This window comes from Pseudomonas mandelii, from assembly GCF_900106065.1.
Lineage (GTDB): Bacteria > Pseudomonadota > Gammaproteobacteria > Pseudomonadales > Pseudomonadaceae > Aquipseudomonas > Aquipseudomonas mandelii.
Window position 1 is genome coordinate 4,635,230 of sequence record NZ_LT629796.1, and the last position, 22,502, is coordinate 4,657,731.

Sequence of the window (22,502 nt, forward strand, 5' to 3'; positions counted from 1 at the left end):
TTCCGGGATCAAGCCTAAACTCAAAAGTAACCAACCGTTGCGATACAGCAGAAGCGACAAACAGCCGTACAGTCGTGTTGCCACCATCCATTGTGTACAATCGCGCTGTTTATTACGCGATACTTGCCAGCGACCCACTGTGCCGTATTACAGTCACGGTCAATTCGCCGCAGTTCTCCCGACTCGAGTGCCCATGAACGAACAGTTGCAGCCCCTAAAGAAACAACCGCGAGCAGGCAAAGCAGGCCGCAGCGGTACCCAGGACGATATTGTCTACGCGCATATCTTCGAGGCCATCCTCGAACAGCGTCTGGCGCCCGGCACCAAGTTGAGCGAAGAAGCGCTGGGGGAAATTTTCGGGGTCAGTCGCACCATCATTCGCCGTGCACTGTCGCGCCTGGCTCATGAAGGCGTCGTGCTGCTGCGTCCGAACCGTGGCGCCGTGGTTGCCAGCCCCAGTGTTGAAGAGGCCCGTCAGGTGTTCCTGGCGCGGCGTCTGGTGGAGCGGGCGATCACTGAACTGGCGGTTCAACACGCGACTGCCGAGCAGATTGCCGAGTTGCGGCAAATGGTCAACGATGAGCGCGACAGCTTCTCCCGTGGCGATCGCGGTGCCGGCATCCGCCTGTCGGGCGAATTCCACCTGAAGCTGGCGGAAGCGGCGAAGAATGCGCCGCTGATCAGCTTCCAGCGCAGCCTGGTGTCCCAGACGTCGTTGATCATCGCCCAGTACGAAAGCGGCAACCGCTCCCACTGTTCTTACGACGAGCACACCCAACTGATCGACGCCATCGAAGCGCGCAACGGTGAGTTGGCGGTGAACCTGATGATGCATCACATGGATCACATCGACAGCAAACTCAACCTCGACGAGGAAAGCGCGTCGGATGATTTGCATGCGGTGTTCTCGCATTTATTGCAGACCAAAAAGCCAGGGCGGCCAGCGGTCAAGCTCTGAAAGATCGAGGTGCGGCCTTCGCGGGCAAGCCTCGCTCCTACAGGTTTAACGCGAAGCCCTTGTAGGAGCGAGGCTTGCCCGCGAAGGCGGCTTCAAGAGCAATAAAAAAATCCCCCGCAACCATCGATTGCGGGGGATTTTTTATGCCCGGAATAGCTTAGCGCTGATGCACCTGATTCCCCGCCGCATAGGTCTGCAGCACAGTCCGGTCATCCCCCAGCGTCATCAATACAAACAACGTCTCGGCAATGTTATTGGCCTGCTTCAAGCGATAGCTCAGCAGCGGCGTGGCGTTGTAGTCCAGCACCAGGAAGTCCGCGTCGGTGCCCGGATTCAGCGTGCCGATCTTGTCTTCCAGGCGCAGCGCACGCGCACCGCCCAGGGTCGCCAGGTACAGCGATTTGAACGGACTCAGGCGCGCACCTTGCAGCTGCATGACCTTGTAGGCTTCGTTCAACGTTTGCAGCAGCGAGAAACTGGTGCCGCCGCCCACGTCGGTGCCCAGGCCGACATTGAGTTTGTGCTTCTCGGCCATCGGCAAATTGAACAGGCCGCTGCCGAGGAAGAAGTTCGAGGTCGGGCAGAAAGCAATCGCCGAACCCGTCTGCGCCAGCCGCGCGCACTCGTCATCGCACAGGTGCACGCCGTGGGCGAATACCGAGCGCTCGCCGAGCAATTGGTAGTGGTCGTAAACGTCGAGGTAGCCCTTGCGCTCGGGGAACAGTTCCTTGACCCACTCGATTTCCTTGAGGTTTTCGCTGATGTGGGTCTGCATGTACAGGTCGGGGTACTCGCTGAGCAACTGGCCGGCGAGGGTCAGTTGTTCCGGGGTGCTGGTGGGGGCGAAGCGCGGGGTCACCGCGTAATGCAGGCGGCCCTTACCATGCCAGCGCTCAATCAGCGCCTTGCTTTCCACGTAGCTGGATTCGGCGGTATCGGTCAGGTAGTCCGGGGCGTTGCGGTCCATCATCACCTTGCCGGCGATCATCCGCAGGTCCAGCTGCTCGGCGGCTTCAAAAAACGAGTTCACCGATTGCGGGTGGACGCTGCCGAACACCAGCGCCGTGGTGGTGCCGTTACGCAGCAGTTCCTTGATGAAAATGTCCGCGACTTCATCAGCGTGAGTCTTGTCAGCGAACTGGCTTTCACACGGGAAGGTGTAAGTGTTGAGCCAGTCCAGCAGCTGCTCGCCGTAAGCGCCGACCATGCCGGTTTGCGGTAAATGAATGTGAGTGTCGATGAAACCCGGGGTGATCAGCGCGTCCTGGTAATGAGTGATCTCGATATCGGCGGGCAGGGTCGGCAGCAAGTCGCTGGCGTGACCAAGGGCGCTTATCTGGCCGTTATCGACCACCAGCAGGCCGTCTTCGAAATACTCATACGAGGCTTCGATGCCCACTTCGGCGGGGTCGGCGATGCTGTGCAGGATGGCGGCGCGGTAGGCTTTGCGAGTCAGAGGCATGAGCTTTCTCAGTGGGAGGCTTGGCTGCGGCGTGATGCAGGCAGCAGTTTGGCGATCGATGATCCGGCGCTGGCAGTTTGCTGGCCGAAACTGGCGTTATAGGTGGCGATGATTTCGCCGGCGATGGAGATGGCGATTTCCACAGGCAACTTGCCTTTGACTTCGCCGATGCCCATCGGGCAGCGCATGCGTTGCAGCACGGCGCTGTCGAAACCACGGTCCCGCAGGCGGTGTTCGAACTTCACCCGTTTTGTCTTCGAACCGATCAGGCCGAAGTAGGCGAAGTCGTTGCGCTTGAGGATCGCGGCGGTGAGTTCGAGATCGAGCTGGTGGTTGTGGGTCATGACGATGCAGTAGCTGCCGGCGGGCAGATTGTCGATTTCATCCACCGGTTCTTCGGCGACGATTTTGCGCACGCCGTGGGGGATCTGCTCGGGGAATTCCGCTTCCCGCGAATCGATCCAGCGCACCCGGCAGGGCAGGCTGGCGAGCAGCGGCACCAGCGCCCGGCCGACATGGCCGGCGCCGAACACAGCGATTTGCGCCTGGACCTGGCCCATCGGTTCGAACAGCAGCACGGTCACGCCGCCGCAGCACTGGCCGAGGCTGGCGCCGAGGCTGAAGCGCTCCAGGTGCGTGTCCTGCTTGCCGCTGGCCAGCATCTCGCGGCCGATCTGCATGGCCTTGTATTCCAGGTGCCCGCCACCGATGGTGTCGTAGGCCTGGGTGGCGCTGATGACCATTTTCGATCCGGCATTGCGCGGCGTCGAGCCGAGCTCTTCGATGATGGTCACCAGCACGCAGGGTTCACCCTGGGATTGCAGGTCGGCGAGGGCGTCGATCCAGTTGTACATGTTTCACCTCGACATCTTTGTTGTCTGTTCGGGACTCTTCGCGGGCAAGCCCACTCCTACAGGGGAATGCGATCAACTGTGGGAGCGAGCCTGCTCGCGAAGGGCGCGCCTCGGTCTAGAGCGAAGCCAACTCGGCTTCAGCCTCAACGGCCTTCGCCGCCTTCAACTGCCGCATCTGTTCACAGCCCCACAACACCCGCTCCGGAGTCGCCGGTGCGTCGATTTTCGGTTGATGCTTGTAGTCGCCCAGACTGGCCACGGCGTCCTTGATCGCACACCACGATGCGATACCCAACATGAACGGCGGCTCGCCCACAGCTTTGGAATGGAACACCGTGTCTTCCGGGTTCTTGCGGTTTTCCACCAGCTTCACCCGAAGGTCCAGCGGCATGTCGGCCACGGCCGGGATCTTGTAGCTGGCCGGGCCGTTGGTCATCAGTTTGCCTTTGTTGTTCCACACCAGTTCTTCCATGGTCAGCCAGCCCATGCCTTGGATGAAACCGCCCTCGACCTGGCCGATGTCGATGGCCGGGTTCAGCGAGTCGCCGACGTCGTGGAGGATGTCGGTGCGCAGCATTTTGTACTCGCCGGTCAGGGTGTCGATGATCACCTCGCAACAGGCTGCACCGAAGGCGTAGTAATAGAACGGTCGACCACGGGCCTGACTGCGGTCGTAGAAGATTTTCGGGGTCTTGTAGAAGCCGGTGCTCGACAGCGACACCTGGGCGAAATACGCCTGCTGGATCAGCGCTTCGAAGGTCAGGATGTGATCACGAACCCGCACGTGACCGTTGTGGAACTCCACGTCTTCTTCGCTGACCTTGTACTGCCGGGCGGCAAATTCGATCAGGCGTTTCTTGATGATTTCCGCGGCGTTCTGTGCGGCTTTACCGTTGAGGTCGGCACCGCTGGAGGCAGCGGTCGGCGAGGTGTTCGGCACCTTGTCGGTGTTGGTCGCGGTGATCTGCACGCGGTCCATTTCCACCTGGAACACTTCGGCTACGACTTGCGCCACCTTGGTGTTCAAACCCTGGCCCATTTCCGTGCCGCCATGGTTCAGGTGGATGCTGCCATCGGTGTAGACGTGGATCAGCGCACCGGCCTGGTTGAGGAAGCTGGCGGTGAAGGAAATGCCGAATTTCACCGGGGTCAGCGCCAGGCCTTTTTTCAGGATCGGGCTGTTGGCGTTGTAGCGACGAATCGCTTCGCGGCGTTCGGCGTACTGGCTGCTTTCTTCCAGTTCGGCGGTCATTTCCTCGAGCATGTTGTGCTCGACGGTCTGGTAGTAATGGGTGACGTTGCGCTCAGTCTTGCCGTAGTAGTTGGCCTTGCGCACTGCCAGCGGATCGAGGCCCAGATGGCGGGCAATCGCGTCCATCACTTCTTCGATGGCGACCATGCCTTGCGGGCCACCGAAGCCACGGTATGCGGTGTTCGACGCGGTGTTGGTCTTGCAGCGGTGACCGTTGATGGTCGCATCGCCCAGGTAGTACGAGTTGTCGGCATGGAACATCGCGCGGTCGACAATCGACGCCGAGAGGTCCGGCGAGCAACCGCAGTTGCCGGCCAGTTCCAGGGCGATGCCGTGCAGGCGACCGGTGCTGTCGAAGCCGACGTCGTACTCGACGTAGAACGGGTGACGCTTGCCGGTCATCAACATGTCTTCGACCCGCGGCAGGCGCATCTTGGTCGGCTGGCCGGTGAGGTGGGCGATGACTGCGCACAGGCACGCCGGGCTCGCAGCCTGGGTTTCCTTGCCGCCGAAACCACCGCCCATGCGGCGCATGTCGACGACGATTTTGTTCATCGACACGTCCAGCACTTCAGCCACCAGTTTCTGCACTTCGGTGGGGTTCTGGGTCGAGCAGTAGACGATCATCCCGCCGTCTTCGGTCGGCATCACCGACGAGATCTGGGTTTCGAGGTAGAAGTGTTCCTGGCCGCCGATGTGCAGCGTGCCTTGAATGCGGTGTTCGGCAGTCGCCAATGCGCCGGCCGAATCGCCGCGCTGATGGGTGTGGCTGTCGAGCACAAAGTGGCGTTTGCGCAGGGCTTCGACCACGTCCAGCACCGGCTCGAGATCTTCGTATTCGATGATCGCCGCCATGGCGGCTTTGCGTGCGGTTTCCAGGTCTTTTGCGGCAACGGCCAGTACGGGTTGACCGACGAATTGCACATCGTCGATGGCCAGCAATGGATCGCCCGGCAGCAATGGGCCGATGTCTTTCAGGCCTGGCACGTCTTTGTGGGTGATGGCGATGCGCACGCCTTCGAAAGCGTAGCAGGGCGTGGTGTCGATGCTGATGATTTTCGCGTGGGCGCGGTCCGAGAGGCGTGCGTAAACGTGCAGCTGGTTCGGAAATTCCAGACGGTCGTCGATGTACTGCGCTTCCCCGGACACATGTTTGGCGGCGCTGTCGTGCTTGACGCTGCGGCCGACACCGGTGGTCAGGTCCTTGGCGAACAGTTCAGCCAGTTCGGCCTGGGTCTTCTCTACGGCGTGATGGTTAGACATAAGCGGTCACCCGAGTCTCGATGTGCGGCGTTTGCAGTTCGATGAAGTATTTGCGCAGCAGGTTCTGCGCGCTGAGCAGGCGATATTCCTTGCTGGCGCGGAAGTCCGAGAGCGGCGTGAAATCTTCGGCCAGTGCGGCGCAGGCGCGTTCGACGGTGGCGTGATTGAACGGCGCGCCGAGCAACACGGTTTCGCAGTTATTCGCACGTTTCGGAATCGCGGCCATGCCGCCGAACGCCACGCGGGCGTCGGCGATCACGCCGTTGTCGATACGCAGGTTGAACGCGGCGCAAACAGCGGAAATATCATCGTCCAGACGTTTCGACACTTTGTAGGCGCGGAACAATTGTTCGGCGCTGGCACGCGGCACGATGATCTTCTCGATGAACTCGCTTTCCTGGCGCGCGGTGACCCGGTAATCGATGAAGTAATCTTCCAGCGCCAGGGTGCGACGGGTTTCGCCTTTGCACAAAACGATCTGCGCCCCCAAGGCAATCAGCAGCGGTGGCGAGTCTCCAATCGGCGAGGCGTTGCCGATGTTGCCGCCGAGGGTGCCCTGGTTGCGGATCTGCAAGGAGGCGAAGCGTTGCAGCAATTCGCCGAAGTCCGGGTATTCGGCTTTCAAGGCTTCGTAGCAATCGGAGAGGGCGGTGGCGGCGCCGATTTCCAGACGATCATCGAAGCGCTCGATGCGCTTCATTTCGGCGACGTTGCCGACGTAGATCATCACTGGCAACGTGCGATGGAATTGGGTGACTTCCAATGCCAGATCCGTACCGCCGGCCAGCAGCCGGGCCTGTGGATAAGCATCGTAGAGGTCGGCCAGATCGGCCACGGTCAGCGGCACCAGGCAGCGCTTGTCGCCACTGTTGAGTTCGCCGATGTCGGTAGGGGCGATGGCTTTAAGGCGGGCGATGGTATCGGCTTCGCGTGCATCGAACTGATCCGCTTGCTTGCCGCAGCAGGATTGTTCGGCGGCGGCCAGAATCGGTCGATAGCCGGTGCAGCGGCAGAGGTTGCCGGCCAGCGCTTCGTGGGCCTTGTGGGCGTCGGGCTGATCGCTGTTCTTTTGCAGCGCGAACAGCGACATCACGAAGCCCGGGGTGCAGAAGCCGCATTGCGAGCCGTGGCACTCGACCATGGCTTTCTGCACGCTGTGCAGCTCGCCCTGGTGCTTGAGGTCTTCGACGCTGATCAGTTGTTTACCGTGCAATGACGACACGAACGTCAGGCACGAGTTGAGGCTGCGATAGCGAATGTATTCGCGGCCATCGTCATCCGTTTGCAGCTCGCCGACCACCACGGTACAGGCGCCGCAGTCACCGCTGGCGCAGCCTTCTTTGGTGCCGGGTTTGCCCACATGGTCGCGCAGATAATTGAGCACGGTCAGGTTTGGGTCCAGGGCGTGCTCGCTACGGAGTTCCTGGTTAAGTAAAAACTGGATCACGGAAGGCCTCGCAGACTCATTATTGTTGTTAACCGACTTGGACCGAATTTATCAGGTCTGACTTTGCGGTCAATGATTTTCTGACTTAAAGGTCAGGAAACGCCATTTTGTCGATCAACGACTCGTTCCTTCATTATTGACCCTCGCGGGTTAGCCTGCTTTTTGCTTGATTCGTGCCAAAAACCGCTGAGTGGGCACTCCGCCATGACCCTTCATGTGCGCTACACTGCGCCGCTTGTGCAGATCGAAGAGTTTGAAGGACAACCATGACGTTCAAGGCGCCGGACAGCCTCGCCGAGCAAATTGCTCACCACCTCGCCGAACGCATCATTCGTGGCGAAATGAAGCCCGGGGAGCGCATCCAGGAACAGAAGGTCACGCTGGCCCTCAATGTCAGCCGCGGTTCGGTCCGCGAAGCCTTGCTGATCCTCGAGCGCCGCCACCTGATCGCGATCCTGCCGCGCCGCGGTGCCCACGTTACCGAACTCACCGCACACAAGGTGCAGAGCCTGTGCACGCTGATGAGCGAGCTGTACATCTTGCTCGGCAACGCCGTCGCCAAAGGCTGGCAGGTCCAGTCTGACATGGCGCCGTTCGTGCAGATCCAGCAGCGCCTGGCCGCCAGCTATGAGCGTCAGGACATCCGCACCTTCGTCGACGACAGCTTCAATGTGATGCGCGCCGCGTACCCGTTTGCCAACAATCCGTACTTGCAGGAAACCGTCGAGAACCTGCAACCGGCGATGAGCCGTGCGTATTTCCTCGCCCTGGACCAGCGCAAGGCGTCGATGAGCGAGTTCCTGGAGTTGTTCGAACGTTTGCTGGCCGCCGTGCTGGCCCGTGACTTTCCGCTGATCCGCGAAGTGCTGACGGCCTATGCCCAGCGCAGTTGCGATCTGGTGGTTTCTGCCCTGACGGACGCTTAAGCGTGCGGCTCAAGTGCATAAAACTGGCCGGGTTCAAATCCTTCGTCGACCCGACCACCGTGAACTTCCCCAGCAACATGGCGGCCGTGGTAGGGCCCAATGGCTGCGGCAAGTCGAACATCATCGACGCCGTTCGCTGGGTGATGGGCGAAAGTTCGGCGAAGAACCTCCGTGGCGAGTCGATGACCGACGTCATCTTCAACGGTTCGACCAGCCGTAAGCCCGTGAGTCAGGCGAGTATCGAGCTGGTGTTCGATAACTCCGACGGCACGCTGCTTGGCGAATACGCCGCCTATGCGGAAATTTCCATTCGCCGCAAAGTGACCCGCGACAGCCAGACCACCTACTACCTCAACGGCACCAAATGCCGTCGTCGTGATATCACCGACATCTTTCTGGGCACAGGCCTGGGCCCTCGCAGCTATTCGATCATCGAGCAGGGGATGATCTCCAAGCTGATCGAGTCCAAGCCCGAAGACCTGCGCAACTTCATCGAAGAAGCGGCGGGCATCTCCAAGTACAAGGAGCGTCGGCGCGAGACCGAAAACCGTATCCGTCGCACCCATGAAAACCTGGCCCGCCTGACCGATTTGCGTGAAGAACTCGAGCGTCAGCTGGAGCGTTTGCATCGCCAGGCCGAGGCCGCCAAGAAGTATCAGGAATACAAAGGCGAGGAGCGTCAGCTCAAGGCCCAGCTGTCGGCCCTGCGCTGGCAGGCTTTGAACGAACAGGTCGGGCAGCGCGAAGCAGTCATTGGCAATCAGGAAGTCACGTTCGAAGCGTTGGTCGCTGAACAGCGCAACGCCGATGCGGCCATCGAGCGCTTGCGTGACGGGCACCATGATCTGTCCGAGCGCTTCAATCTGGTGCAGGGACGCTTCTATTCGGTCGGCGGCGACATCGCCCGGGTCGAGCAGAGCATCCAGCATGGTCAGCAGCGTTTGCGGCAGTTGCAGGATGATCTTAAAGAAGCCGAGCGTGCGCGACTGGAAACCGAATCTCACCTCGGCCACGACCGCACCTTGCTGCTGACCCTCGGTGAAGAGCTGGACATGCTCACGCCGGAGCAGGAAGTCACCAGCGCCGCCGCCGAAGAAGCCGCCGCTGCGCTGGAAGAATCCGAAACCACCATGCACGGCTGGCAGGAGCAGTGGGACACCTTCAACCTCACGGCCGCCGAGCCGCGTCGCCAGTCCGAGGTCCAGCAGTCACGCATTCAGCAACTCGAAACCAGCATGGAGCGTCTGGCCGATCGCCAGAAGCGACTTGGCGAAGAGCGCGCGTTCCTCTCGGCGGACCCGGAAGATGCGGCGATCATGGAGCTCAGTGAGCAACTGGCCGCGAGCGAGGCGACGCTTGAAGATTTACAGGCCAGCGAAGAGGCCCAGGTCGAACGCCTTGAGCAACTGCGTCAGGAATTGCAATTAGCGCTGCAAAATCAGCAGCAGGCCCAGGGTGATTTGCAGCGCCTCAACGGTCGCCTTGCGTCCCTTGAAGCCTTGCAGCAAGCCGCGCTCGATCCGGGCACCGGCACCGCGCAATGGCTGCGCGAACAGCACCTGGCGGACCGCCCGCGTCTGGCCGAAGGACTGAAAGTCGAGGCGGGTTGGGAGCTGGCGGTGGAAACCGTGCTCGGTGCCGACCTGCAAGCGGTGCTGGTGGACGACTTCGGCGATTTCGATCTGGCCGGTTTTGCCCAAGGCGATTTGCGTTTGCTCAGCCCGGCCAGTGATGGCGTGCGCGTACCGGGCAGCCTGCTTGACAAGGTTGAAGCGCAGATCGATCTGTCGCCCTGGCTGGGACAGGTCAAACCGGTTGAGAATCTTGAGCAAGCGTTGGCCCTGCGCAGTCAGCTAAGTGTCGGCCAGAGCTTGATCAGTCGCGACGGCTATTGGGTTGGCCGACACTTTCTACGTGTTCGCCGGGCCAGCGAAGCGGAAAGCGGCGTGCTCGCCCGTGGGCAGGAAATCCAGCGTCTGAGCATCGAGCGCGAAGAGCGCGAGGCCACGGTCGAAACCCTGGAAACCCAACTTCAGACGCTCAGGGCGCAGCAGCGCCAGCAGGAAAACGGTCGCGAACATTTGCGCCGTTTGCTGCAAGACGAAGCGCGTCAGCAAGGCGAATTGAAAGCTCAGTTGTCGGCCGGCAAGGCCAAGGTTGAGCAGCTGACGTTGCGTCGAACCCGCCTCGATGAAGAACTCACCGAGTTGGCCGAGCAACGGGCGCTGGAGCACGAAAACATCGGCGAAGCGCGCCTGCAATTGCAGGAAGCCCTCGACGCCATGGCGCTGGACACCGAGCAGCGCGAGTTGCTGCTGGCCCAGCGCGACAGCCTGCGCGAGCGACTCGATCGCGTGCGTCAGGAAGCCCGGCAACACAAGGATCACGCCCATCAGTTGGCGGTACGCCTCGGCTCGCTCAAGGCGCAACATGACTCGACGCGTCAGGCGCTGGAACGCCTGGAGATGCAGTCCGAGCGCCTGACCGAGAAACGCGAACAGCTGAGCCTCAATCTGGAGGAGGGCGAGGCACCGCTGGAAGAGCTGCGCCTGAAACTCGAAGAGTTGCTCGATAAGCGCATGACGGTCGACGAAGAAATGAAGTCGGCTCAGATCGCTCTGGAAGACGCTGACCGTGAATTGCGTGATGCGGAAAAACGACGCAACCAGGCCGAGCAGCAATCGCAGTTGATCCGTGGTCAGATGGAAACCCAGCGCATGGAATGGCAAGCCCTGACTGTGCGACGCAAGACCCTCGAAGATCAGTTGCTTGAGGATGGCTACGACCTGCATGGCGTGCTCGCCACGCTGACCGCCGAGGCCAGCGAGAAAGACGCTGAAGAAGAACTCGAACGCATTGCCGCGCGCATTCAGCGCCTCGGTGCGATCAACCTGGCGGCCATCGACGAATACCAGCAACAATCCGAGCGTAAACGTTATCTGGATGCGCAGAACGACGATCTGGTGGAAGCGCTGGACACTCTGGAAAACGTGATTCGCAAGATCGACAAGGAAACCCGAAACCGCTTCAAAGATACCTTTGATCAGATCAATGGCGGATTACAGGCCCTTTTCCCAAAAGTTTTCGGTGGAGGGCGCGCGTATTTGGAACTGACGGGCGAAGATCTACTCGATACAGGGGTAACGATCATGGCGCAGCCGCCAGGAAAGAAGAACAGCACCATCCATTTGCTCTCCGGTGGCGAAAAAGCCCTGACCGCATTGGCCCTGGTTTTTGCGATCTTCAAGTTGAATCCGGCACCGTTCTGCATGCTCGATGAAGTTGACGCGCCGCTGGACGACGCGAACGTTGGACGCTACGCACGGTTGGTCAAAGAGATGTCGCAGACGGTTCAGTTCATCTACATCACCCACAACAAGATCGCCATGGAAATGGCCGATCAACTGATGGGTGTAACGATGCACGAACCGGGTTGTTCGCGTCTGGTGGCAGTGGATGTCGAGGAGGCGATGGCGATGGTGGAGGCCTGAGCCGGTGCTTGTAGGGCAAGTATTTTTGGTCTATAGGACTTTTTTACCTGTCTTGACTTGCTGGCCAATCGACATATTCGCGCGAGCCATTGTGACAGACGGTGTAAAGTTGCCTTTGGTCGTGCTAGTTTAATGTCAATTTTTCGTATACGTGGGCAAAACGCCTGTCAGAACATAGAGTTGGCGCCACGTTTTAAAGCGGTTTACGAGTTGTAAACCCCTTATTTTTCAGCATTTTTTATAGAGGCACGGGATTACATGGAAATCGGTCTGCGCGAGTGGCTGATCGTCATCGGCATTATTGTCATTGCCGGTATTCTTTTCGATGGCTGGCGTCGCATGCGCGGCGGCAAGGGAAAACTGAAATTCCGTCTTGACCGAAGTTTGTCCAACCTGCCGGACGAGGACACCAGCGCCGAGCTGTTGGGCCCGCCCCGCGTGCTGGACACGCATAAGGAACCGCAACTGGACGAGCATGATCTGCCGTCGGTGAGCATGCCTGCCCGTGAACCGCGTGAATCGGGTTCCAAGCGCGGCAAGCGTGGCCATGGCGAGCCTTCCCAGGGCGACATGAACCTCAGCCTGGACCTGGACGGCGGCCCGAGCTTCAGCAGCCGTGACGACGACTTCCCGGATGACACCAAGTCCTCGCCGTCGGTCAGCGACAAGGAACAACCGCAAGCCGAAGAAGTGCTGGTGATCAGCGTGATCTGCCGTGACGCTGCCGGCTTCAAGGGCCCGGCGTTGTTGCAGAACATTCTGGAGAGCGGTCTGCGTTTCGGCGAAATGGATATTTTCCACCGTCACGAGAGCATGGCCGGCAACGGTGAGGTGTTGTTCTCCATGGCCAATGCGGTCAAGCCGGGCGTCTTCGATCTGGACGACATCGACCACTTCAGCACGCCGGCGGTGAGCTTCTTCCTCGGCCTGCCAGGCCCGCGTCATCCGAAGCAAGCCTTCGACGTGATGGTGGCCGCGGCGCGCAAATTGTCCCAGGAGCTGAACGGCGAACTGAAAGACGACCAGCGCAGCGTGCTGACCGCCCAGACGATCGAGCATTACCGTCAGCGCATCGTCGAATTCGAACGTCGCGCCCTGACCCAGAAGCGTTGATTCAAAAGGTTGTCCCCGCGCGGTGCGCGGGACGATCAGCAAAATAGATTGAGCAGCCTCGGCTGCTCTTTTGCTTTATGAGAGAACACCCATGACCGCCGCCAAAACCCGCATTCTCGAGCTGCGCGCTGAGCTGGATCAGCACAACTACCGTTACCACGTACTGGACGAGCCAAGCGTTCCGGACGTCGAATACGATCGTTTGTTCCATGAACTCAAGGCCCTTGAAGCCGCCCATCCCGAGCTGGTCACCAGCGACTCGCCGACCCAGCGCGTCGGCAGCGCGGCGCTGTCGGCGTTCACCCAGGTACGCCACGAAGTGCCGATGCTCAGCCTCGGCAACGCCTTCGAAGAAAGCGACATGCGCGAGTTCGATCGCCGGGTAACGGAAGGTCTCGACTTGCCGGCCGGCGACCTGTTTGGCGGCGGCGCGGCGGTGGAATACAGCTGCGAACCCAAGCTCGATGGCCTGGCGGTCAGCCTGCTTTATCAGGATGGTATGTTGGTGCGCGGTGCGACGCGCGGCGACGGCACCACCGGCGAAGACATCAGCGTCAACGTGCGCACCGTGCGCAACATCCCGCTGAAGCTACAGGGAACCGGCTGGCCGGCGACCCTGGAAGTGCGCGGCGAAGTGTTCATGTCCAAGGCCGGTTTCGAGCGCCTGAACGCCACGCAGCTGGAGGTCGGCGGCAAGACCTTCGCCAACCCGCGCAACGCGGCGGCGGGCAGCTTGCGGCAGCTGGATTCGAAGATCACCGCCAACCGTCCGCTGGAGTTCTGCTGCTACGGTATCGGCCAGATTTCGGCGGATATCGCCGATACGCACATCGGTAATCTCAAGCAGCTGCAGACCTGGGGCCTGCCGATCAGTCGCGAGCTGAAACTGGCGCACGGCATTGATGAATGCCTGGATTACTACCGCGACATCGGTGAGCGCCGCAACGGCCTGGCCTATGAAATCGATGGCGTGGTGTTCAAGGTCAACAGCATCGCGTCCCAGCGTGAGCTCGGTTTTCGCGCGCGCGAACCGCGTTGGGCAATTGCCCACAAATTCCCGGCCATGGAAGAGCTCACCGAACTGCTCGACGTCGAATTCCAGGTCGGCCGCACCGGTGCCGTGACGCCCGTGGCGCGCTTGAGGCCGGTCAAGGTCGCCGGTGTCACCGTGGCCAATGCGACGTTGCACAACATGGACGAAGTGGCTCGCCTGGGCCTGATGATCGGCGACACCGTGATCATCCGCCGCGCGGGCGACGTGATTCCGCAAGTGGTGCAAGTGATCATGGATCGCCGTCCGGACGACGCGCGTCCGGTACAGATTCCGCAGCAGTGCCCGGTGTGCGGCTCGCATGTCGAGCGCACGCAGCTGGTCAAGCGCAGCAAGGGTCGCGAGACCGTCAGCGAAGGGGCGGTTTACCGCTGTGTCGGTCGTCTGGCCTGCGGTGCGCAACTCAAGCAGGCGATCATTCACTTCGTCTCCCGTCGTGCGATGGACATTGAAGGTCTGGGCGACAAGAGCGTCGAGCAATTGGTCGATGAGGGGCTGGTGAGTTCTCCCGCCGATCTGTATGCCTTGAAGTTCGAGGACATTGTCGATCTCGAAGGCTTTGCCGAGCTGTCGAGCAATAAACTGCTCGCCGCGATCAAGGACAGCAAGACACCGAGCCTGGCACGGTTCATCTATGCCCTCGGTATTCCTGACGTCGGCGAAGAGACGGCCAAGGTCCTGGCGCGCTCTCTCGGCTCACTGGAGCGGGTTCAGCAGGCGTTGCCGCAAGTGCTCACGTACTTGCCGGATGTCGGCCTGGAAGTGGCTCACGAGATTCACAGCTTCTTTGAAGATGCGCATAACCAGCAGGTTATTGCGAAGTTGCTCGAGCACGGCCTGCAGATTCAGGATCAGGGCGAGCTGGGGGCCGAATTTGCTGCCAGCACGACGCTGGGCGGTTTCCTCGACAAGCTGAACATTCCGTCGGTCGGGCCGGGCGGGGCGCAGAAGCTGGCGGACAAGTTTGGTTCGCTGGAATCGGTCATGAACGCCGATTGGCTGGACATGCGCCAGGCCTTGCCGGAGAAGCAGGCGAATTCGGTTCGAGCGTTTTTCGCGGTTGCTGAAAACCGTCAGATAGCTGAGGCGGCTGAACAGCAGTTGCGTGATTTCGGCATGCATTGGCAGAGCGAGAAAAAAGTCGTCGAAGGCCTGCCGCTGGCTGGGCAGACCTGGGTGCTGACCGGTTCGCTGGAATTGATGAGCCGTGATATCGCCAAGGACAAACTCGAAAGCCTCGGGGCCAAGGTGGCCGGTTCGGTGTCGGCCAAGACCCATTGCGTGGTGGCCGGGCCGGGTGCCGGTTCGAAGTTGGCCAAGGCCAATGAATTGGGACTGAAAGTGCTAGATGAAGAGGCGTTTGTCGATTTCCTGAAAAAACACGGCATACCGATCTGACACTCAACCTGTGGCGAGGGAGCTTGCTCCCGTTCGACTGCGCAGCAGTCGCCAAGACTTCGGGGACCGCTTCGCAGCCCAGCGGGAGCAAGCTCCCTCGCCACAGAAAACGGAACGATCCTCGCTGGGGAATGATCTAGTCTTGGCAAGCCTCAGGGAGAGATCGCCATGTACCGCTTCTTCGAACAGCTCAGCTCACGCATCGCCGCGCCCTTCATGGGTGGAAGTTCGCGCAACAGCAAGGTCTGGCAGTGCCGCTGCGGGCAGTCGCTTTTCTTTCGTAACAGCCAGTGCCTGGCCTGTTCGGCAGCGTTGGGCTATCAGCCGGAGCAGAGTCGCCTGTCCTCGCTGCAACCGGGTGTGCTGGCGGATACCTGGTTGCTTGACGCCGACCCCGAAGCCGGCCTGTTCCGGCGCTGCGCCAACCTCGATTCCCCGGCTGCGTGTAATTGGCTGCTGGCCGCCAATGACCACGATGCGCTGTGCATCGCCTGTAGCCTGAATCGCACCATCCCTGACCTGTCAATTGCCGAAAACCACGAACGCTGGCGTCAGGTCGAAACCGCCAAGCGGCGTCTGGTCGCGCAGTTGATCAGCCTGGGATTGCAGGTGATTCCCAAAAGCGTCGACGAACAGACCGGTCTCGCCTTCGATTTCATCGGTGTTGACCTGGAAGGCAAACCGCCGACCACGGGGCATGCCAATGGCCTGATCACCCTCGATATCAAGGAAGCCGATGACGCCCACCGCGAAAAGGTCCGGGTGCAAATGCACGAGCCTTATCGCACGCTGCTCGGGCATTTTCGTCATGAAGTCGGGCATTACTACTGGGACCGGCTGATCGCCAACAGTCATTGGCTGGAACCGTTCCGCAACCTGTTCGGCGACGAGCGTCTCAGCTACGCCGACGCCCTCGAACGCCATTATCAGCAAGGCGCACCGCTCGACTGGCAGCAGCAATGTGTCAGCGCCTACGCCACCATGCATCCATGGGAAGACTGGGCGGAAACCTGGGCGCATTACCTGCACATGATGGACGCGGTGGACACGGCGCTGGGGTTTGGCATGAGCGCGCGCGAGATGGATTTCGACTACCAGCCATTCCCGCTCGACACGCTCTACGATCCACAGCATCCCGGCGGCGCGGCGTTCCTGTCGTTCGTCAACGCATGGATCGAACTGGCCGGCATGCTCAACGAGCTGTCGCGGAGCATGGGGCAGCCGGATTTCTATCCGTTCGTCCTGCCACCCGCGGTTATCGCCAAACTGCACTTCATCCATCTGGTGATCCAGCAGGAGGGCGGCAGGGCGGATGAGGTGTTGCAAGACCTGTAGCCGCCTGCATTCACTTGCAGCAGCCTCGCAAGCTCGATAGCTGCTACATGACTACGGTGTTCTGCAGACTTTGCATGTCCTTGAACCAGCACATATTTTTTAATCCCCCCGAACGGTTGTAACTTCGTCCCAGATAGGTACAATGGCGCGGCTCGCCGTCAGGTGAGCGTCGTTATGGTGACCCCATCGGTCCCCCCGCAACGATTACCCGTGAACCTGGTCAGATCCGGAAGGAAGCAGCCACAGCGGGAACATTGTGTGCCGGGGTGTGGCTGGTGGGGTTGCCTCCATAACGCACCGCGAGCCCTCTCTCGCGTTTTCTGTCTGAAAATACTTAGTGTGTGTTGCTGCCATGGCCCTTGATCCAGGCGGTTTTTTGTCGTTCCTGATTTTTAGAATGAATATAAAAAAGGAGGCCGATGTGTCGTATCAGACACGTCGGCCTCCTTTTTCATTTCCGCCACTAAGGCTTGGACAAGGCCTGGTCAACCGCTGCGATCAGCTTTCCCAGATCCTTCGGGGTGGCTTTATGGATGACACCGAACAGATACGCCCGCTGTTCATCTTCATCACCCATATCGGCGAAAAAGGCTTTCAGCTTTACGTCCAGCACGTCGGCAAGCAAGAACAAGGCTTCGACGCTGGGGGTATAGGTTCCGGTTTCAAAGCGGCTGATGGTTTTGGGGTCAAAACCGGTTTTTTCGCCGAGTTCAGCCTGAGTAAGCCCCGCGACCTTGCGGTAGCGTCGGATGGCCGGACCCAAACTTGAAATTTGCATCGCTCAATTCCCATTTAGAATCAAGAACTTAACGATAGATTTTCGCATTAGACAACCGCATGATCCATCACCTTGCTTTGCAAAATGTGATGCGTTTCGTAGAATCGCCGCCAATAAGGGGTGATTGGTGATCTGTTTCCAGAAAATGGGCAACGCCAAACCGCCAGCATTGCGCTCCTTTGCCGGCCTTGCACGAGGTTTTTGAGACTAGCCGATCTTCGGTTCTGCGCGGTCATCAAATGCGGGTCATGGAGTGAACACGTGTTTGCGCAGTCCCACCGCTAGCGACAGCGAGCCTGATTCATGGATGAGAAATACCGCAGGGCCGTGGATGCCGCCGCCATTTTTTCCGAGACGGACCTGAGCGGCCGGATCACCCACGTCAATGATCAGTTCTGCGCCGTGTCCGGTTATAGCCGCGACGAGTTGCTCGGGCAGAACCACCGTCTCCTCAACTCCGGCGTGCACACCGCTGATTTCTTCGCCGGTATGTGGCGCACCATCGCGCTGGGCAACGTCTGGAAGGGCGAAATCTGCAATCGCGCCAAGGATGGCAGCCTGTACTGGGTCGAAAGCACCATGGTGCCCGTGCTCAATGACGACACCGGACGGGTCGACCGATACCTGTCGATTCGTTTCGATATCAGCGAAAAACGCCAGTTGTTGCATTCCCTGCAATGGCGGGTCGGGCACGACGTGCTGACCGGGCTGCCCAATCGCGCGTTCCTCTCGGATCTGCTGGATCAGGCGCTGGAGTTCTCCCGAAAGGAAAACATCCCGCTCGCCGTGTGCATGCTCGACCTTGACGGGTTCAAGGCGGTCAACGATGGCTACGGTCACGCCAGTGGCGATCAATTATTGGTTGAAGTGGCCAAGCGTTTGCGCCACATCGTGCGCGGCGAAGATGTCGTGGCGCGGTTGGCCGGTGACGAGTTCGTGCTGGTGTTGCGTTACGTGCGGGATCTGCCGGAGTTGCGCGCGGCGCTGAACCGGGTGCTGGGGGCGATTTCGGCGCCGTATACCTTGCACGGCAAGGACATCAATGTGTTCGCCAGCATCGGCGTTACGCTGTTCCCACTCGACCATGAAGATGCCGAAACCCTGCTGCGTCACGCCGATCAAGCCATGTACGTGGCCAAGCAGCGCGGGCGCAACCGATTCCATCTGTTCGACGTGTCCAGGGATCAGGAGGTCAAGGCCACTCACCAGACGGTAGAGCGCGTGCGCCAGGCGCTGGCCGCCGATGAGTTGCGTCTGCATTTCCAGCCCAAGGTCAACATGCGCCTTGGCGTGGTGGTCGGCTTCGAGGCGCTGTTGCGCTGGGAGCACCCGCAAAACGGCATGGTGCCGGCCCGGGAGTTTTTGCCGTTTGTGGAAGAGACGGACCTGATCGTCGACATCGGTGAATGGGTGATGGATCAGGTGCTGACGCAGTTGCACCACTGGCAGCAGGCGGGGCAGGGCTGGCCGATCAGCATTAATATCGCGGCACGGCATTTTCAGCGCGCGGATTTCGTCGACCGGCTCAGGCACGTCCTCGCCCGGCATGCCGACATCGCGCCGCAGATGCTCGACCTGGAAATTGTCGAGTCGGTGGCGGTCGAGAATATCCAGCACGTCAGCGACTGTTTGCAGGCCTGTCAGGCGCTGGGGGTGCAGTTTTCACTGGGCGACTTCGGCACTGGCTATTCGTCGCTGAGCTACCTCAAGCGATTGCGCACCCAAACCATCAAGATCGATAAGTCGTTTGTGCGTGACATTCTGGACGATCGCGATGATCTGGCGCTGGCCACGGCGGTGATCGGTCTGGCCCGGGCGTTTGGCCGGCAGGTGATTGCTGAAGGACTGCAAAGTATCGAGCACGGTGAGTTGCTGTTGCGACTGGGGTGTGAAGTGGCTCAAGGCTATTTCATCGCCCGGCCAATGCCCCCCGCCGACGTGCCGGGTTGGGTCGCGGGGTTCGTCGCTCCGCCGCAATGGCAAGCGCTGGATCAGGTTGGCTGAAGTTCTGTAATCGACACTTATCCACTGTAGGAGCGAGCCTGCTCGCGATAGCAATCTGGCAGTCGCCATCAGTGTTGAATGGCAAACCGCTATCGCGAGCAGGCTCGCTCCCACAGGTTTCGTGTTGATCAGAGGATTTGCTTAAAGTGTGCCAGGCCCCGAACCGATATAAAGTCGGATAATGTCATCAATCTCCCCCGACATTTTCATCCGCAGCAACGTGCGCAGTATGCGTTGCACCGGCACCTTGGGGTCATTGCGCACGTAGCAGCCGACGCTCTGTTCTTCCAGCACCGCCACGCCTTTGAGTTGCTTGTCGGGTAACAGGCGCTGATTGAACCAGTCCAGTGTCCATTGATTGCTCACGGCATAGCGATAGCGCCCGGCGTGGAGTTTTTCCAGCACTTGTTCCTGGTTGCGCGCGTCTTCGCGGTGCAAACGGTCGGCATTGAACAGCGGTTGCAAGGTGGGGTAGGAGTAGCCGAGCACGGTGCCGATGGCTTGCCGCGACAAGTTCGCAGGCACCACCAAAGGCTGCGGATCCTGCCGGCTGATCAGCATGTCGCGCTGAAACCAGAGGGGAATGCTCCAGAGGTAGTCGCCGGACTGATTCGGCAGCCAGGACTGCGCGGCATAGCAGCGGATATCGACCTCGCCGTGTTCCATGGCGCTTTGCACTCGCGCCCGGGGCAACACATGAAATTCGGCCGGCAAGCCGACCTGGGTCGCCAGGCTGAGCATCACGTCATACAGGATGCCCTGGGTCACTTGCCCGCGTTCCAGTTGCACCATCGGCATCGCCCAACTGTCGGGCACCACAAAACGCAGCGGCGCTTCGGCGGCGGCGACGCTCAGACTTATCCACAGCAGTGCCCCCAAGGCAAAACGCATAAACGCTCCGGTACGTCGCAAACCTGAGCCGATAAAAGCCCCCCAAAGTGCATCTTAGCCAGATTAGACGAGCGCACCGGATGCAATTTTGGCCTTGCTCCGCTAGCATTAGCCGCTTCTGTTCCTTCGTTGCGACGGTTTTCGATGAGTTATCAGGTTCTTGCACGTAAATGGCGTCCGCGCTCGTTCCGCGAAATGGTCGGCCAGACCCATGTGCTCAAGGCTCTGATTAATGCCTTGGACAGCCAGCGGCTGCACCACGCCTACCTGTTCACCGGTACGCGCGGGGTCGGCAAGACCACGATCGCACGGATCATCGCCAAATGCCTGAACTGTGAAACAGGTATCACTTCGACGCCGTGCGGCGAGTGTTCGGTGTGCCGCGAAATCGATGAGGGGCGTTTTGTCGACCTGATCGAGATCGACGCCGCGAGCCGGACCAAGGTCGAGGACACCCGCGAGTTGCTCGATAACGTGCAATACGCGCCGAGCCGTGGCCGCTTCAAGGTCTACCTGATCGACGAAGTGCACATGCTCTCCAGCCATTCCTTCAATGCGCTGTTGAAAACCCTTGAAGAGCCGCCGCCCTACGTCAAGTTCATCCTGGCGACGACCGACCCGCAGAAACTTCCTGCAACCATTCTGTCGCGGTGCCTGCAGTTCTCTCTCAAGAACATGACCCCGGAGCGTGTGGTCGAGCATTTGACCCACGTCCTGGGCGTCGAGAACGTGCCGTTCGAAGACGACGCACTGTGGCTGCTGGGCCGCGCCGCCGACGGCTCGATGCGTGACGCCATGAGTCTGACCGACCAGGCCATCGCCTTCGGTGAAGGCAAGGTCATGGCTGCCGACGTGCGGGCGATGCTGGGCACGCTCGATCATGGTCAGGTCTACGACGTTCTGCATGCGCTGATCGAAGGCGACGCCAAGGCCTTGCTCGAAGGTGTCCGCCATCTGGCGGAACAAGGCCCGGACTGGAATGGCGTGCTCTCGGAAATTCTCAACGTTCTGCACCGTGTCGCCATCGCCCAGGCGTTGCCTGAAGGCGTCGACAACGGTCATGGCGACCGCGATCGGGTGCTGGCACTGGCCCAGGCCTTGCCGGCCGAAGACGTGCAGTTCTATTACCAGATGGGTCTGATCGGCCGCCGCGACTTGCCGCTGGCGCCGGACCCTCGTGGTGGCTTCGAAATGGTCCTGCTGCGAATGCTCGCGTTCCGACCGGCGGACACCGCGGACGCCCCGAGGCAACCGCTAAAGCCAGTGGGGATCAGCCAGGCCACAGTTGATTCCGCAAATTCAGTGGCTGCCGCGCCGGTGGTGGCACCGGTAGTCGCTGCGGCAGTTGCACCCGTTGCGCCAGCGCCTGAGCCCGTCGCGGCGGCGATTCCTGCCCCAGCGCCTGAACCGGTGGCGCCCGTTGTGGTGGCCGAGCCTGTGGTTGAGCCGGTCGCGGTCGAGGCGGCGGTCGACTTGCCGTGGAATGACCCGGTCGAGCCGGAACCCGTCCAGCAACCCGCCGTCGAGCCGGTCCTGGAAACCGCCAGCGAACAACCTGATCTGCCGCCCATGCCGTTGCCGACGCCGGACAGCGTGGTGCCGGACGCGCCGGAGTGGGCCGCAGCGCCGATCCCGGAACCGTCGGTGGCCGACGTCGATGCCGCCACCCCGGGCGTGGACCTGGATGACGAGCCGCCGCTGGACGAAGACTACATCGAGCCGGACATGGATTCGGCCTACAGCTACCTCGATGAACTGGCCAGTGAACACGCTGCCGAGCCAGCACCGGAACCCGAGCCTGAGCCGGCCGCCATGCCCGCCACCGGCCTGGCCCTGCAATGGCTGGAACTGTTCCCGAAACTGCCGATCTCTGGCATGACCGGCAGCATCGCCGCCAACTGCACGCTGATCGCCGTCGATGGTGACCACTGGCTGATGCACCTGGACCCGGCCCACAGCGCCTTGTTCAACGCGACCCAGCAACGGCGTCTCAACGATGCGTTGAACCAGTTTCACGGGCGCACGCTGACCCTGAGCATGGAACTGATCAAGCCGGAGCAGGAAACCCCGGCCCAGGCCGCTTCCCGTCGTCGTGCGAACCGTCAGCGCGAGGCGGAGGAGTCGATTCACGGTGATCCGTTCATCCAGCAAATGATGCAGCAGTTCGGTGCGGTGGTTCGCAACGATACTATTGAACCTGTCGAAGCCCTGGTCAGTCAGGGCTAATAACTGAAGGCGTTTGGCCCCAAGGGCCGGGCGCTGTTTAAATCCAAGTACTT

At 60.5% G+C, this 22,502-nt stretch carries 14 protein-coding genes and 1 other RNA gene; 9 read left to right on the forward strand and 6 right to left on the reverse strand.

Annotated features, from left to right (window positions below):
- The first annotated feature begins 193 nt into the window (after positions 1-193).
- On the forward strand, positions 194-958 hold the full coding sequence (locus tag BLU63_RS21445; RefSeq protein WP_010456474.1) for a GntR family transcriptional regulator: 765 nt from the start codon (positions 194-196) through the stop codon (positions 956-958).
- Positions 959-1,115: 157 nt separating this feature from the next.
- Here BLU63_RS21445 and guaD read toward each other — a convergent pair whose 3' ends face one another.
- The 4 genes from guaD to xdhA all read right to left on the reverse strand — a co-directional run bounded on the left by guaD (position 1,116) and on the right by xdhA (position 7,236).
- Positions 1,116-2,420 carry a guanine deaminase gene (guaD, locus tag BLU63_RS21450; RefSeq protein WP_010456473.1) on the reverse strand — a complete coding sequence of 435 codons (1,305 nt, stop codon included), beginning with the start codon at positions 2,418-2,420 and terminating at the stop codon, positions 1,116-1,118.
- A gap of 8 nt (positions 2,421-2,428) precedes the next feature.
- A complete protein-coding gene (gene xdhC / locus BLU63_RS21455; RefSeq protein ID WP_077748203.1) occupies positions 2,429-3,274 on the reverse strand; it encodes a xanthine dehydrogenase accessory protein XdhC in 846 nt (281 codons plus the stop codon).
- Between the two features lie 115 nt (positions 3,275-3,389).
- Positions 3,390-5,789: a xanthine dehydrogenase molybdopterin binding subunit gene (gene xdhB, locus BLU63_RS21460; protein WP_083376167.1), complete on the reverse strand. Its 2,400-nt coding sequence runs from the start codon at positions 5,787-5,789 to the stop codon at positions 3,390-3,392.
- On the reverse strand, positions 5,782-7,236 hold the full coding sequence (gene xdhA / locus BLU63_RS21465) for a xanthine dehydrogenase small subunit (protein WP_010456467.1): 1,455 nt from the start codon (positions 7,234-7,236) through the stop codon (positions 5,782-5,784). The genes xdhB and xdhA overlap by 8 nt, the downstream gene beginning before the upstream one ends.
- Before the next feature lie 266 nt (positions 7,237-7,502).
- Between xdhA and BLU63_RS21470 the strand changes: the two genes are divergently transcribed.
- The 6 genes from BLU63_RS21470 to ffs all read left to right on the forward strand — a co-directional run bounded on the left by BLU63_RS21470 (position 7,503) and on the right by ffs (position 16,831).
- A complete protein-coding gene (locus tag BLU63_RS21470; protein ID WP_010456464.1) occupies positions 7,503-8,162 on the forward strand; it encodes a GntR family transcriptional regulator in 660 nt (219 codons plus the stop codon).
- A 2-nt stretch (positions 8,163-8,164) separates the two neighbouring features.
- Positions 8,165-11,653, forward strand: a complete 3,489-nt coding sequence (gene smc / locus BLU63_RS21475) for a chromosome segregation protein SMC (RefSeq protein ID WP_083376168.1) — start codon at positions 8,165-8,167, stop codon at positions 11,651-11,653.
- Between the two features lie 258 nt (positions 11,654-11,911).
- The gene (zipA, locus tag BLU63_RS21480) at positions 11,912-12,766 is read left to right on the forward strand and encodes a cell division protein ZipA (RefSeq protein WP_010456461.1); all 855 of its coding nucleotides are present in this window, start codon (positions 11,912-11,914) and stop codon (positions 12,764-12,766) included.
- Between the two features lie 91 nt (positions 12,767-12,857).
- Positions 12,858-15,215: an NAD-dependent DNA ligase LigA gene (ligA, locus tag BLU63_RS21485; RefSeq protein WP_083376169.1), complete on the forward strand. Its 2,358-nt coding sequence runs from the start codon at positions 12,858-12,860 to the stop codon at positions 15,213-15,215.
- Positions 15,216-15,383: 168 nt separating this feature from the next.
- Positions 15,384-16,550, forward strand: a complete 1,167-nt coding sequence (locus BLU63_RS21490) for a zinc-binding metallopeptidase family protein (RefSeq protein WP_077748206.1) — start codon at positions 15,384-15,386, stop codon at positions 16,548-16,550.
- Positions 16,551-16,734: 184 nt separating this feature from the next.
- Positions 16,735-16,831: signal recognition particle sRNA small type (gene ffs / locus BLU63_RS21495), an RNA gene on the forward strand.
- Positions 16,832-17,013: 182 nt separating this feature from the next.
- Here ffs and BLU63_RS21500 read toward each other — a convergent pair.
- Positions 17,014-17,328 carry a helix-turn-helix domain-containing protein gene (locus tag BLU63_RS21500; RefSeq protein WP_010456454.1) on the reverse strand — a complete coding sequence of 105 codons (315 nt, stop codon included), beginning with the start codon at positions 17,326-17,328 and terminating at the stop codon, positions 17,014-17,016.
- Positions 17,329-17,631: 303 nt separating this feature from the next.
- On the opposite strand from BLU63_RS21500, the gene BLU63_RS21505 reads away from it, so the two are divergent.
- Positions 17,632-19,332, forward strand: coding sequence for a putative bifunctional diguanylate cyclase/phosphodiesterase (locus BLU63_RS21505; protein WP_083376170.1), 1,701 nt, complete (start codon positions 17,632-17,634; stop codon positions 19,330-19,332).
- A gap of 141 nt (positions 19,333-19,473) precedes the next feature.
- Here BLU63_RS21505 and BLU63_RS21510 read toward each other — a convergent pair whose 3' ends face one another.
- A complete protein-coding gene (locus BLU63_RS21510) occupies positions 19,474-20,223 on the reverse strand; it encodes a substrate-binding periplasmic protein (protein WP_083376171.1) in 750 nt (249 codons plus the stop codon).
- Between the two features lie 144 nt (positions 20,224-20,367).
- Here BLU63_RS21510 and dnaX point away from each other — a divergent pair, with 144 nt between their 5' ends.
- Positions 20,368-22,449, forward strand: coding sequence for a DNA polymerase III subunit gamma/tau (gene dnaX / locus BLU63_RS21515; protein WP_077748209.1), 2,082 nt, complete (start codon positions 20,368-20,370; stop codon positions 22,447-22,449).
- Positions 22,450-22,502: the final 53 nt, after the last annotated feature.

Excerpts from the sequence above, each read along its gene's own strand:
- BLU63_RS21445 (WP_010456474.1), top strand. The coding sequence starts at position 194 with ATGAACGAACAGTTGCAGCCCCTAAAGAAACAACCGCGAGCAGGCAAA.
- BLU63_RS21505 (WP_083376170.1), top strand. The coding sequence starts at position 17,632 with ATGGATGAGAAATACCGCAGGGCCGTGGATGCCGCCGCCATTTTTTCC.
- guaD (WP_010456473.1), bottom strand. The coding sequence starts at position 2,420 with ATGCCTCTGACTCGCAAAGCCTACCGCGCCGCCATCCTGCACAGCATC.
- zipA (WP_010456461.1), top strand. The coding sequence starts at position 11,912 with ATGGAAATCGGTCTGCGCGAGTGGCTGATCGTCATCGGCATTATTGTC.
- ligA (WP_083376169.1), top strand. The coding sequence starts at position 12,858 with ATGACCGCCGCCAAAACCCGCATTCTCGAGCTGCGCGCTGAGCTGGAT.
- BLU63_RS21500 (WP_010456454.1), bottom strand. The coding sequence starts at position 17,328 with ATGCAAATTTCAAGTTTGGGTCCGGCCATCCGACGCTACCGCAAGGTC.
- xdhB (WP_083376167.1), bottom strand. The coding sequence starts at position 5,789 with ATGTCTAACCATCACGCCGTAGAGAAGACCCAGGCCGAACTGGCTGAA.
- xdhC (WP_077748203.1), bottom strand. The coding sequence starts at position 3,274 with ATGTACAACTGGATCGACGCCCTCGCCGACCTGCAATCCCAGGGTGAA.
- dnaX (WP_077748209.1), top strand. The coding sequence starts at position 20,368 with ATGAGTTATCAGGTTCTTGCACGTAAATGGCGTCCGCGCTCGTTCCGC.
- BLU63_RS21470 (WP_010456464.1), top strand. The coding sequence starts at position 7,503 with ATGACGTTCAAGGCGCCGGACAGCCTCGCCGAGCAAATTGCTCACCAC.
- BLU63_RS21490 (WP_077748206.1), top strand. The coding sequence starts at position 15,384 with ATGTACCGCTTCTTCGAACAGCTCAGCTCACGCATCGCCGCGCCCTTC.
- BLU63_RS21510 (WP_083376171.1), bottom strand. The coding sequence starts at position 20,223 with ATGCGTTTTGCCTTGGGGGCACTGCTGTGGATAAGTCTGAGCGTCGCC.